Annotated in this window: 9 protein-coding genes; 4 read left to right on the top strand and 5 right to left on the bottom strand. The window is 56.1% G+C overall.

Features of this window, described 5'->3' with window-relative positions:
• Positions 1–5: 5 nt before the first annotated feature.
• Positions 6–596 (top strand): DUF2889 domain-containing protein, encoded by a 591-nt coding sequence (locus tag ACAM29_RS05645; RefSeq protein WP_206841467.1) that lies wholly within the window; start codon positions 6–8, stop codon positions 594–596.
• Positions 597–616: 20 nt separating this feature from the next.
• Here ACAM29_RS05645 and paaY read toward each other — a convergent pair whose 3' ends face one another.
• Positions 617–1234 carry a phenylacetic acid degradation protein PaaY gene (paaY, locus tag ACAM29_RS05650; protein WP_091824272.1) on the bottom strand — a complete coding sequence of 206 codons (618 nt, stop codon included), beginning with the start codon at positions 1232–1234 and terminating at the stop codon, positions 617–619.
• Between the two features lie 167 nt (positions 1235–1401).
• On the opposite strand from paaY, the gene ACAM29_RS05655 reads away from it, so the two are divergent.
• Both ACAM29_RS05655 and ACAM29_RS05660 read left to right on the top strand, forming a co-directional pair.
• Complete coding sequence (locus ACAM29_RS05655; protein WP_091824275.1) at positions 1402–1947, top strand: hydrolase; 546 nt, start codon at positions 1402–1404, stop codon at positions 1945–1947.
• Positions 1948–2092: 145 nt separating this feature from the next.
• Positions 2093–4039, top strand: a complete 1947-nt coding sequence (locus ACAM29_RS05660; protein WP_369623486.1) for an acetoacetate--CoA ligase — start codon at positions 2093–2095, stop codon at positions 4037–4039.
• Positions 4040–4090: 51 nt separating this feature from the next.
• On the opposite strand, the gene dsbD is transcribed toward ACAM29_RS05660, so the two are convergent.
• Positions 4091–5932: a protein-disulfide reductase DsbD gene (dsbD, locus tag ACAM29_RS05665; RefSeq protein ID WP_354407484.1), complete on the bottom strand. Its 1842-nt coding sequence runs from the start codon at positions 5930–5932 to the stop codon at positions 4091–4093.
• A gap of 217 nt (positions 5933–6149) precedes the next feature.
• On the opposite strand from dsbD, the gene ACAM29_RS05670 reads away from it, so the two are divergent.
• Positions 6150–7217 (top strand): 3-deoxy-7-phosphoheptulonate synthase, encoded by a 1068-nt coding sequence (locus tag ACAM29_RS05670; RefSeq protein ID WP_206841460.1) that lies wholly within the window; start codon positions 6150–6152, stop codon positions 7215–7217.
• Between the two features lie 21 nt (positions 7218–7238).
• Here ACAM29_RS05670 and ACAM29_RS05675 read toward each other — a convergent pair whose 3' ends face one another.
• The 3 genes from ACAM29_RS05675 to acnD form a co-directional block, all read right to left on the bottom strand.
• Positions 7239–8552 carry a diguanylate cyclase gene (locus ACAM29_RS05675; RefSeq protein WP_369623487.1) on the bottom strand — a complete coding sequence of 438 codons (1314 nt, stop codon included), beginning with the start codon at positions 8550–8552 and terminating at the stop codon, positions 7239–7241.
• Positions 8553–8750: 198 nt separating this feature from the next.
• Positions 8751–9929 (bottom strand): 2-methylaconitate cis-trans isomerase PrpF, encoded by a 1179-nt coding sequence (prpF, locus tag ACAM29_RS05680; RefSeq protein WP_369623488.1) that lies wholly within the window; start codon positions 9927–9929, stop codon positions 8751–8753.
• A 231-nt stretch (positions 9930–10160) separates the two neighbouring features.
• Entirely contained in the window at positions 10161–12773 is a 2613-nt protein-coding gene (acnD, locus tag ACAM29_RS05685) for a Fe/S-dependent 2-methylisocitrate dehydratase AcnD (protein ID WP_369623489.1), read from the bottom strand.
• Positions 12774–12798 lie beyond the last annotated feature (25 nt).

A 12798-nucleotide genomic window follows, 5' to 3' on the forward strand; every position in this document is an offset into this window, starting at 1 on the left:
GAACGATGCCCCTGCCCCCTGCTGAAGACCGTGAACTGCTGCACACCCGTTATATTACCTGCAAAGGCTACAAGCGCAGAGATGGACTATGGGACGTGGAGGGCGAGCTGGTAGACCTGAAGAGCTTTGACCTGCAGGTTATTGAGCGCAACGATGGCATCATTCCCACCGGAGAGCCACTTCACAAGATGGCACTGCGGCTGACCGTTGATTACGACCTGCTGATTCATGACGTTCAGGCCAGCATGGACTACACGCCATTCAAGCATTGCCCGAGTATCGCCGACAATTTTCGCCGCCTGATCGGTCACCGGATTGCACCTGGCTTTACTCGTCTGACCCGTGACTTGTTGGGTGGAACTCAGGGCTGCACCCATCTGCTGGAGATGCTAGGCACCATGGCAACCACCGCCTACCAGACCACCCATCAGGAGCGCGAAAAACGGGAGGATTTTGGCATTGGTGGCGAAACACCTCCGCCAACACTGAACACCTGCCACAGCTTTGATACCCACGGGCCAGTGGTTCAACGCTACTGGCCGCAGTTCTATACCGGTGACAAGGATTCAGACAAGGATGATACGCCGCAGTCCTGACTTGCGGCGTATCCTGTCACTCAATCCCGGGCTGAGCGCTGTTTGAGTTCAGACAACGGAATGACACTGTCATCAAAGCTGAGTCGCTTGCGATCAGGCTCAACCTCTGTGAGCGGTTCCACCTCCTGCATGGTATTCAGGCTACGGATGGTCAGGTCCTGGTACTGGCGCGTGCCCATTCCCTTCCACTCAATTTCTTCATCGCTCAGCTCACGAATAATGCGCGCAGGTGATCCTGCCACCAGTGTACGTGCCGGAACTTCGAACTTGGCCTTTACGAATGACATGGCAGCCACAATCGCGGACTCGCCAACCACTGCATCATCCATGATCACGGCATTCATCCCAACCAGTGCGTTACGCTTGATGACGCAACCGTGCAGCACAGCCCCGTGACCAATATGCCCATCCTCTTCGATCACGGTATCGGTACCGGGGAAACCGTGCATGACACAGGTATCCTGAATGTTGGCACCCTCTTTCAGCACCAGGCGACCAAAGTCACCGCGCAAACAAGCCGCCGGCCCCACGTAACAGCGCGGACCAATGATTACATCCCCAATCAGTACAGCAGTCGGGTGTACATAGGCCGTTGGATCAATCACCGGGGTAATGCCGTCAATGGAATAGACTTTCATAACAGACTCCATGGCTACTGTTTTGTTGTGATTATCAGCATTAATGGCTCGGCAGGCTACCACATCCCTGCCAAGATGCCATATCGACAACGCTGAATTGATCCATCCGGTTTCCCTAAAATCATTGCAGCCGCTATGCTGCAACAAAAACGCAGCGAGGAGACATCATGCTGATTCATCCTGACAAATCCTGCCTGCTGGTGATCGACATCCAGCAGCGCATGGCGCCGGTTATCCATGAAGCTGACCAGATTGTCAGCAACTGCGAATGGCTGATCAATATTGCCAACCGGCTTGAAGTGCCTGTCTTGACCACCGAGCAGTACCCGCAGGGGTTGGGTGCCACACTGCCACAACTTCAGGCGATTCTGCCGCCTGAAAACGTGATGGAGAAAATTCACTTTTCGGCCATGTCCGACCCCGAGCCCAACCGCCGCATCAATGCCGGCAAACACAACCAGGTGATCCTGATCGGCATGGAAACCCACGTGTGCGTGCTGCAAACCGCCATTGAACTGAAGCAGCAGGCACGTGAGGTCTATGTGGTTGAGGACTGTGTGTCATCTCGTTCACCGGCCGACAAGGCGGCTGCTCTGGCGCGATTCCGTCAGTGCGGCATTTATGTAGTCACCCGTGAAATGGTCGCCTTTGAGTGGTTGCGCCGTGCCGGAACCGACACCTTCCGCGAAATAAGCCGCGAATACCTGCGCTAAACCATTCAGCAATAACCCCTACCCCCTTGACTAAAACCGGCAGATCCATGAAAGTTTACGTTAACGTAAACTTTCGGCTGCCTGCTTCTGTTTCGTGCATACAGCCGACTCACCATAACAACAAGAGAACAATCAGGAGAGGTCGATGACTGAGCCACTCTGGGCACCCGATGAGGCACGCTGCCGGGCTACCCGCCTTTATGATTTCATGCAGACTCTGAACCAGCGCCATCAGCTCGATCTGAACAACTATCAAGCCCTGCATCAGTGGAGTACTGAGCACAGCGAGACTTTCTGGAGTGACCTGTGGGATTACGCCGGGATTATCGGTGACAAGGGGAACCGTGTGCTGGAGCATCCTGAACGCATGCCCGGTGCTCGCTGGTTTCCTGATGCGCGACTGAATTTTGCCCAAAACCTGCTGCGCTACCGGGATCAACGACCAGCTGTTATTTTCCGCGGCGAGGACGACACCCGGATAGAATTGAGTCATGCCGAACTTTACCTTCAGGTGGCACAACTGGCGAGTGCTTTGCGGCGCGAGGGGGTTACTCGAGGTGACCGCGTCTCAGGCTTCATGCCCAACATTCCGGCAACCCTGATCGGCATGTTGGCAACCGCCTCCATTGGCGCAATATGGAGCTCCTGCTCACCGGATTTCGGCATCAATGGCGTACTGGACCGTTTTGGTCAAGTTGAGCCGAAAATCCTGCTGACAACGGATGGCTATCGCTACAACGGCAAGCGGCTCAACAGTCTGGAGCGGGTACAGGGGATCGCTGATCAACTGCATTCGGTTGAAAAAATAGTTGTAGTCCCCTTCCTTGAAGCCACGCCCGATATCAGCGGCCTTGATCGTGCGGTACTGCTGCCTGACTTTATCGACGCGCAAGCGAGTGAAATCGAGTTTGAGCCATTGCCGTTCGACCACCCCCTGTATGTGATGTACTCATCAGGCACAACCGGTGTACCCAAGTGCATCGTACACAGCGCCGGTGGCACCCTGATTCAGCACTTGAAAGAGCATATCCTGCATACGGATGTGGGCCGTGACGACTGCCTGTTCTACTACACCACCTGTGGCTGGATGATGTGGAACTGGCTGGTATCCGGGCTTGCAACCGGTTGTACCCTGATGCTGTTCGACGGCTCGCCCTTTGCTCCCCAACCTTCCATTCTCTGGGATATCGCCGAACAGGAAGGGATCACGGTATTTGGCACCAGTGCAAAATATATTGCAGCGCTTGAGAAAGCCGGCGTTAAACCTCGTGAGAGCCATAACCTGGAAAAACTGCGTTCAGTGCTGTCGACCGGCTCGCCACTGGCACATGAAAGTTTTGAATATGTCTATCGTGACATCAAGCATGAACTCCAGCTGTCATCCATTTCAGGCGGCACCGACATCGTCTCCTGCTTTGCGCTGGGCTGCCCTATCCGTCCGGTCTACGCGGGTGAACTGCAGTGTCGAGGCCTTGGCATGGCGGTCGAGATCTTTGATGACAACGGCAAACCTGTGCGCGGTGAAAAGGGCGAGCTGGTCTGCACCCGCCCCTTCCCATCCATGCCAATCGGGTTCTGGAATGACGAGGATGGTCAGAAATACCATGATGCCTATTTTGGCCAGTTCGACAACATCTGGGCGCACGGTGACTACGGCGAGATTACCGAACATGATGGTCTGATCATTCATGGGCGCTCCGATGCCGTGCTTAACCCCGGTGGTGTTCGCATCGGCACGGCCGAAATCTATCGTCAGGTTGAAAAGGTGGACGAAGTACTGGAAAGCCTTTGTATCGGCCAGCCTTGGGACAATGATGTTCGGGTCGTCCTGTTTGTGCGACTCAAGGAAGGTTTCAACCTCACCGATGAGCTGATCAAGCGGATCAGGGATACCATTCGGGCCAACACCACCCCCCGTCACGTTCCCGCCAAGGTGATACAAGTAACGGACATTCCGCGCACCATCAGCGGCAAAATTGTTGAGTTGGCTGTGCGCAAGGTGGTATTGGGAGAAGAGGTCAAAAACAAGGATGCGCTGGCCAACCCCGAGGCGCTGGAGCTGTTCTGCGACTTGCCTGAGCTGCAGAGCTGACACACCATCAGTAAAGCGCCGAAAAAGCTTCGGCGCTTTACTGTTTACGTCTCAGAATGTGACCCGGCCGGTCTGAGCGATGAAATCTTCAGGATCGATCACACCGATTAAAGTCAGATCGGGGCGTACCTCACCATTTGCATCGTAAAAAACCAGTGCCGGTGGACCGATGATTCCGAATCGTTTGTACAGGGCACGTGCCTCGTCATTGTGTGCGGTCAGATCCAGCTTGACCAACCGGAACGGAGTCAAGGCCCTCTGTACACCTGCATCGCTGAAGGTGACATGCTCCAGTTCGATACAGGCGATACACCAGTCCGCATAGAAGTCCAGCATCACAGGCTGGCCGTTGGCCTGAGCCTGCTGCAGAATCGCATCCAGCTCAGACTCGGTTTTGATCGTGGTGAAGGGCAGCTCAGCCCTCTGCTGCGCCTGGGCCCCACCGCCGACAATTCCCTGCAGTGGATACAGCAGGCTGCGATTACCCGCCATGACTCCGATCAGCAGCGCAGCGCCGTATACCAGCAGGATCAGCCCCACCCCTTTCCAGAAGCGATGCCAGCCATTGCCGTGTTCCGGCAGTTTGTCCAATGCGCGCAGATAAACGGCACTGATTACCAGAATCAGACCGGCCAACAACATAGTTACTTCGGTGGCAACCACCCGATCCAGCATCCAGACCGCCATCAACAACAGAATGACACCAAACCCAGCCTTGACACTTTCCATCCAGACACCGGCTCTTGGAAGCAACTTGCCGGCAGACGCGCCCACCAGCAGCAAAGGTACGCCCATACCCAGCGACAGCGCGAACAATGCAGCACCACCCAATACAGGATCACCGCTCTGGCCAATATAGATCAACGCACCGGCCAGCGGGGCCGCCATGCACGGGCCGACGATCAACGCTGACAGCAGACCCATTACGGCCACCCCTGTAAGGGTACCGCCCTTCTGGCGATGACTGACTGTACTGACACGGCTCTGAAGTGCCGAGGGCAGCTGCAATTCATAAAAGCCGAACATCGACAGGGCCAGCAACACAAAAACAGCGCTGAAGCTGCCGATAATCCACGGATTCTGAAAGCTTGCCTGCAGATTGGCCCCAAACAGGCCCGCGAGAACGCCGGCCAGGGTATAGGTCAGCGCCATTGCCAGCACATAAACCAGCGACAGCATAAAGGCGCGCAGAGTACTGACATGATGCCCCTGCCCCGCGATAATTCCAGACAGTATCGGAATCATCGGCAAGACACAGGGCGTAAACGACAGTGCCAGGCCGGCAAGGAAAAAGGCTCCAAGCATCAGGAGCCAGTTGCCACTGGCCAAAAGGCCCGCGAACTGATCCTGCTCACTGACAAAGGGCTGGTCAGCCTGGGCCGTGGCAGGTACCGATGCCACAGCTGACGACTCAGCCCAGGCAAGACCCGCTGCTGCCGGCAAGTTGTTCACATCCAGCTGCTCGGTTACGGGCGGATAACAGACGCCGCCTTCCCAGCACCCTTGATAGGTGACATTGAGAGTGCCCGCATCAGCCTTACCCATCTGATGGCCCAGCAACAAATCAACCTGTGCAGTGTTGTGATAGACCTCCACCCGCCCAAACAACGGGTCCTCTTTCATTTCACCACTCACATCACGCCGGTCGACCAGTTGCAGATGATCTGGCAGACCGATCTCGATCTTGTCACGGTAGAGGTAGTAGTCCGGTTGTACGTCCCACACCAGCTTAATTTCACCTGCATTGCCCAGCTCACTGCGCAGCTGAAATGCCTGTTCGACCGGCAGTGGCTCATTACTGGATGAGCCAAAGCTGAATGCGTTGGCAGCTGACGGCAGCGCCAGCAGCAAGGTCAAAAGCAGATACAGGGGTTTTGACAGAGCGGGATACAAGGCTGAATTCCTTTATCGGTCAATGAGATGTGAATTGTGACCCTGACAGGGTCTGAACGTTCATCGCAAAAAAGCAAGTTTATCACTGACACCTGAACAAGTGAGTACAACTACAACCTAAAGGCACTTATAACCACTGCAGCGATATGGTAAAACTAGCTGAGATCGGCGCCGGGCGCCGTATTTTCAGCATTCCAGCCGCTGTCAGGACTTAACGATGACCGATACACGTGTAGAAGACCTTAATATTGAATCCAACACCCCTCTGGTAACGCCGGAAGAGCTCAAGGCTCGTCTGCCCCTGACGGAAACCGCTGCCGCCAGCGTGATGCAGGGCCGCCAGGTAATCAAGGACATACTCGATCGCAAGGACAATCGCCTGTTTATGGTCGTTGGCCCCTGCTCGATCCATGACCCTGAAGCAGCTCTGGAGTATGGCCGCCGTCTCAAGGTGCTGGCCGAAGAGGTCAAGGACACTCTGTATCTGGTTATGCGTGTCTACTTTGAAAAACCTCGCACCACCGTGGGCTGGAAAGGCCTGATCAACGACCCACACATGAACGACTCCTTTGATATCGAGGAAGGACTCCATATTGGTCGAAAGTTGCTGCTGGATCTGGCTGAAATGGGCCTGCCGCTGGCAACAGAAGCTCTGGACCCCAACAGCCCTCAGTATATGCAGGACTTGATCAGCTGGTCTGCTATTGGCGCCCGTACCACGGAATCTCAGACCCACCGCGAAATGTCATCCGGTCTCTCCTGTGCCGTGGGGTTCAAGAACGGTACCGATGGTGGTCTGGATGTGGCGGTAAATGCCATGAAGTCGGTCAGCCATCCTCACAGCTTTCTGGGCATGAATGGCGACGGCCAGGTATCGATCGTGCGTACCCGTGGCAACCGTTATGGACATGTCGTACTGCGCGGCGGCGACGGCAAACCCAACTATGATTCTGTCAGTGTAAAACTGTGTGAGCAGGCGCTGGAAAAAGCCGGACAGAAAGCCAACATCATGATCGACTGCAGTCATGCCAACTCCAGCAAGGACCCGGCGCTGCAACCGCTGGTGGCAGACAACGTGGCCAACCAGATTCTGGAAGGCAACCAGTCAATTGTTGGCCTGATGATCGAAAGCAACCTGGAGTGGGGCAACCAGTCCATTCCTCAGGATCTGTCTGAGCTGAAGTATGGCGTATCCGTTACTGATGCCTGCATCGACTGGAAAACCACCGAAGACAGCCTGCGCACCATGAACGAGAAACTCAAGCCGGTCCTGAGCCAGCGCTGAGTATATCCCTCCCGCCAGAGTTCAGCTCTGGCGGGCCCGTTTTCGTTTTTCCTGTTTACGCTCGTACATCCGGCTGTCAGCCAAATTGATCACGGCCTCCACATTATTCACATCCTGCGGGAACACCGCGCAGCCCACACTGGCCGAAATCTGCAACGAATGCCCCTCAATCATAAATGGCCGGTCCATCATCGCCTCAAGCTTCGATGCTATAGTCGATGCATCGCCGGCATTGACCCCCGGCTGAAGCAAAATGAATTCATCGCCCCCGTTGCGAGCCAGCGTATCGGACTGTCGGACACTTTGACTCAACCGGTTGGCCGCTTCGATCAATAGCTGATCACCCACATGGTGACCGAACCGGTCATTCACCTGCTTGAACCGGTTCAGATCGACAAAGAAAAGTGCAAACCCCTGCCCTGTGCGTGAGTACAATTGGGCAAGGCACTCTGCACGCCCCAGCAGCAGCCGTCGATTGGCCAGACCGGTGAGCGGGTCGGATACAGACTGCTCGTGGGCAAAGCGATAAAGGCGGAACAGCAACAGAAACAGGCCTGCCAGAATCATGATCAGCAACCATGCGGCAAGTCGGATAACAATAACAGGCGTTGAAACACCCGGGCTTGAGCGCGCAGCCATTACCCAGCTGCCGTTGGGGAAATGAACCGTCATTTCAACTACAGGGTCTTCAAACACCTTGGCAAGCCCAAAAAACACCGCGCCTTTGGCACCCAAACCATCTCGCCCCCTGATCGCTATATCAAAGCCCTCAACATGAGCACTCACCCTGGCCTGCTCAAGCAGACGTGGGAAATCTATAACGATGGATGCCAGCCCCCAGTAGCGCTTCTTTCCGTCATCCATGAAATAAATCGGGCTGCGAGCAACAATGCCGACACCGCCCTGTTTCAGCTCGAATGGTCCTGCCAGGTTCAACTTTCCGCTTGAAATGGCACGTTCAACAGCCGGCCATTGCTCAGGTGTGTTGCGGTAATCAAGCCCCAGGGCCTGCTCATTACCTTCAAGCGGATAAACAAAACGCATCACGTTATCAGGCGCCAAACCGATATTGCGCAAAAGCGTCGAATCGTGAGCCACTTCAGCCGCCAGCTCACGCCAGCGATCAGGGTCATAGGCAGGCTGAACAGCCACGTAGCTTATCAGTCCTCGGGAGAGATAAAGGACAGAATTGATTTCGCTTTCTAGCTGCGCTCGCATCTGTGCCAGAATCGCTGTTGCTTCGATGGTCCTGACCTGAGCCACCCGCTGTTCCGCCATTCGGACAACATATTCCGTCACCGCCAGCCCGGCAATGACCAGGAGGAGTGCAGCCAAAAAAACAACTCGACTGGAAATGGGTTTGTGGGGACGATGCAGGGGTGGCATGACCAATCCATGTACTGCTGGTTTAGAAGTCTGATTGTACGCCAGTCAAGCAAATACTGTCTCGCTTAAGCTTATATTCATCCAATAATAAAACGCCCGCGCTGTAAAAGGCGGGCGTTGTTGTATCAGATCACAGTGAAATGGCTGCTAGAAGGTATCGCCCGGAATTCTAACCCAGCCTTCCATCAACACTCGGGCACTGCGGCTCATGACCGCTTTGGTGGCCGTCCATTCACCGTTAACCTGTTCAGCTGCGGCACCCACTCGCAGGGTACCGGACGGATGGCCGAAGGTCACAGCGTCTCGGTCAACACCGCCGGCAGCCAGGTTAACCAGCGTGCCGGGTACGGCTGCAGCGGTGGCAATTGCAACAGATGCGGTGCCCATCATGGCATGATGCAGCTTGCCCATGGAGAGCGCACGCACACATACATCAATATCGCTGGCCTTGATCTGCTTGCCGCTGGAAGCTTCATAATCGGTCGCCGGTGCCACAAAAGCGATCTTCGGAGTATGCTGGCGGGCAACGGCCTCTTCGATATCCTTGATCAGGCCCATCTTGACTGCACCATAGGCACGCATGGTCTCAAACCGGGCCAGTGCCTCGGCATCGCCATTGATGTCTTTCTGCAGTTCGGTACCGGTGTAACCGATATCGGCCGCGTTGACGAAGATGGTGGGGATGCCGGCATTGATCATACTGGCCTTGAAGGTACCCACCCCCGGTACCTCCAGCTCATCGACCACGTTACCGGTCGGGAACATGGAGCCTTCGCCATCGGCGGGGTCCATGAACTCGATCACTACCTCGGCTGCCGGGAAGGTTACGCCATCCAGTTCGAAATCACCGGTTTCCTGTACCTCACCGTTGGTGATCGGCACATGGGCGATAATGGTTTTCTGGATGTTCTTCTGCCAGATGCGCACGGTGCAGATACCGTTTTCCGGCACGCGCTCAGGGTCAACCAGCCCTTTGCTGATGGCAAAAGCCCCCACCGCAGCGGTCAAGTTGCCACAGTTGCCGGACCAGTCGACGAACGCCTTGTTGATCGCGACCTGTCCAAACAAATAGTCCACGTCGTGATCGGGCTGTTCACTTTTGGCCAGAATGACGGTTTTGGAGGTGCTGGACGTAGCACCGCCCATGCCGTCAATCTGCTGGCCGTAGGGATCGGGGCTGCCAATAACGCGTTGCAGGATCTTGTCACGGGCTTCGCCCGGTACCTGAGCTGCTTCAGGCAGGTCGGTCAGGTTGAAGAAAACACCCTTGGAGGTACCGCCACGGATATAAGTGGCCGGAATTTTAATCTGGGGAACACTGGACATTGAGATGCTCCAAAATAAGTCGGTTGCCGGGCTTGGAATACTGTCGAGAGACGAGAACGAATGGCGGGGTGTGGCTGCAACGGACCGTGTGGCGCCAAGGATGGCGCCATCGAGCCCCCATGGATGGGTTTACGGCGTGTCCGTTGCAGTTACATCCCGGCACGGATTCAATATCAAGTCCGGGAAATGCGCGGGCCATCAAAATGACCCGAGCGGTTACAGAGTCCGGAATCAGGCAGCGCCTTCCGCTTCCAGGAACTCCTTGGCAAAGCGCTGCAGCACACCACCGGCCTTGTAGGTTTCCACTTCGGCAGCGGTATCTAGACGACAGATCACCGGCACTTCAACGCTTTCACCGTTGCGACGGTTGATCACCAGCGTCAGGGTGGCACCCGGTGCGATCTCGCCTTTCACATCGTAGGTTTCGGTACCATCGATGCCGTAGGTGTGACGGGTTTCGCCTTCACGGAACTGCAGCGGCAACACACCCATGCCCACGAGGTTGGTACGGTGAATACGCTCGAAGCCTTCGGCCACAATCGCTTCAACACCCGCCAGACGCACGCCCTTGGCCGCCCAGTCACGGGACGAGCCCTGACCGTAGTCAGCACCGGCCACGATGATCAGGTTCTGCTTGCGCTGCATGTAGGCTTCAATCACTTCCCACATCCGCATGACTTTGCCTTCAGGCTCAACACGCGCCAGCGATCCTTGCTTGACCTCACCGTCGACGATGGCCATCTCGTTGATCAGTTTCGGGTTGGCAAAGGTTGCACGCTGCGCCGTCAGGTGGTCACCACGGTGCGTTGCGTATGAGTTGAAGTCCTCCTCCGGCACTCCCATCTTGTGCAGGTATTCACCAGCCGCACTGTCCATCATGATGGCGTTGGAGGGTGACAAGTGGTCGGTGGTGATGTTGTCAGGCAACACCGCCAACGGACGCATACCAGTCAGGGTACGCTCACCGGCCAGCGCACCTTCCCAGTACGGCGGGCGGCGAATGTATGTGGACATCTCACGCCAGTCGTAGAGCGGGCCTTCCGCTTCCTCGACCTGACCCAGATCGAACATCGGAATGTAGACCTGCTTGAACTGCTCCGGCTTCACCGATTTGGCTACAATCTCATCAATCTCTTCGTCCGACGGCCACAGATCCTTCAATGTGACCGGGTTGCCGTTTTGGTCGGTGCCCAGCGCATCTTTCTCGATATCGAAGCGAACGGTACCGGCGATGGCGTAGGCCACAACCAGCGGCGGAGACGCCAGGAACGCCTGCTTGGCGTATGGATGAATGCGACCATCGAAGTTACGGTTACCGGAAAGAACAGCAGTCGCGTACAGATCGCGATCGATGATCTCCTGCTGAATCTTCGGATCCAGTGCACCGGACATGCCGTTGCAGGTGGTGCAGGCATAGGCCACGATACCGAAGCCCAGCTTTTCCAGTTCCGACAGCAATCCAGCCTCTTCCAGGTACAGACGAGCCACTTTGGAGCCCGGTGCAAAAGAAGACTTCACCCAAGGCTTGCGGATCAAACCCAGCTCGTTGGCTTTCTTGGCCAGCAGACCGGCTGCCACCACGTTACGCGGGTTAGACGTGTTGGTACATGACGTAATTGCCGCAATGATCACAGCGCCGTCCGGCAGCTTGCCTTCAGCCTCTTCAGCACGGGCTGCCGCCAGCTTGTCTTCATCGGCAATGCCACGCTCGTGCAGAGCAGCGGTCGGGAGGCGACGGTGCGGGTTGGACGGACCGGCCAGGTTGCGTTCAACTGTAGACAGATCAAAGCTCAGCACACGCTCGTACTGGGCGGTTTTCAGGTCATCAGCCCAAAGACCGGTTTCCTTGGCATACTGCTCCACCAGGGCTACCTGTTCAGGCTCACGTCCAGTCAGCTTCAGATAATCGATAGTCTGCCCATCGATGTAGAACATCGCCGCAGTGGCACCGTATTCCGGTGTCATGTTGGAGATGGTGGCACGGTCACCGATAGTCAGGCTGTCAGCACCTTCACCGAAGAACTCCAGGTAGGCCCCAACCACACGTTCCTTACGCAGGAATTCGGTGATAGCCAGTACGATATCGGTTGCGGTGATGCCCGGCTTGCGTTTGCCGGTCAGTTCGACGCCGACGATATCCGGCAGACGCATCATGGACGGGTGACCCAGCATTACAGTTTCGGCTTCCAGGCCACCCACACCGATGGCGATGACGCCCAGCGCGTCCACGTGCGGGGTGTGGGAGTCGGTACCGACACAGGTATCCGGGAAGGCAACACCATCACGGGCCTGAATCACCGGGGACATCTTCTCCAGGTTGATCTGGTGCATGATGCCGTTACCGGCCGGGATCACATCCACGTTCTTGAATGCGGTTTTGGTCCATTCGATGAAGTGGAAGCGGTCTTCATTGCGACGGTCTTCGATGGCGCGGTTCTTCTCGAACGCGTCCGGATCGAAGCCGGCTGCCTCAACGGCCAGCGAGTGGTCAACGATCAACTGGGTCGGTACAACCGGGTTGACCTTGGCAGGATCACCGCCCTTCTCGGCAATGGCATCACGCAGACCGGCCAGATCAACCAATGCTGTCTGACCCAGAATGTCGTGGCAAACCACGCGTGCCGGATACCAGGGAAAATCCAGGTCGCGCTTGCGCTCAATCAGCTGCTTCAGTGAATCGGTCAGTGCTTCGGGCTCACAGCGGCGTACCAGCTGTTCGGCCAGTACACGCGAGGTATATGGCAGAGTGGCGTAAGCACCCGGTGCAATGGCATCGACCGCCGCGCGGGTGTCGAAATAGTCCAGACCGGTGCCCGCAAGTGATTTACGGTATTGAGTGTTCATATGACTGGTGTCCATCGATGTATTC

Origin of the sequence: Marinobacterium sp. BA1 (genome assembly GCF_041155135.1) — a bacterium.
Classification (GTDB): domain Bacteria; phylum Pseudomonadota; class Gammaproteobacteria; order Pseudomonadales; family Balneatricaceae; genus Marinobacterium; species Marinobacterium iners.

Excerpts from the sequence above, each read along its gene's own strand:
- ACAM29_RS05645 (WP_206841467.1), top strand. The coding sequence starts at position 6 with ATGCCCCTGCCCCCTGCTGAAGACCGTGAACTGCTGCACACCCGTTAT.
- paaY (WP_091824272.1), bottom strand. The coding sequence starts at position 1,234 with ATGAAAGTCTATTCCATTGACGGCATTACCCCGGTGATTGATCCAACG.
- ACAM29_RS05655 (WP_091824275.1), top strand. The coding sequence starts at position 1,402 with ATGCTGATTCATCCTGACAAATCCTGCCTGCTGGTGATCGACATCCAG.
- ACAM29_RS05660 (WP_369623486.1), top strand. The coding sequence starts at position 2,093 with ATGACTGAGCCACTCTGGGCACCCGATGAGGCACGCTGCCGGGCTACC.
- ACAM29_RS05670 (WP_206841460.1), top strand. The coding sequence starts at position 6,150 with ATGACCGATACACGTGTAGAAGACCTTAATATTGAATCCAACACCCCT.
- prpF (WP_369623488.1), bottom strand. The coding sequence starts at position 9,929 with ATGTCCAGTGTTCCCCAGATTAAAATTCCGGCCACTTATATCCGTGGC.
- acnD (WP_369623489.1), bottom strand. The coding sequence starts at position 12,773 with ATGAACACTCAATACCGTAAATCACTTGCGGGCACCGGTCTGGACTAT.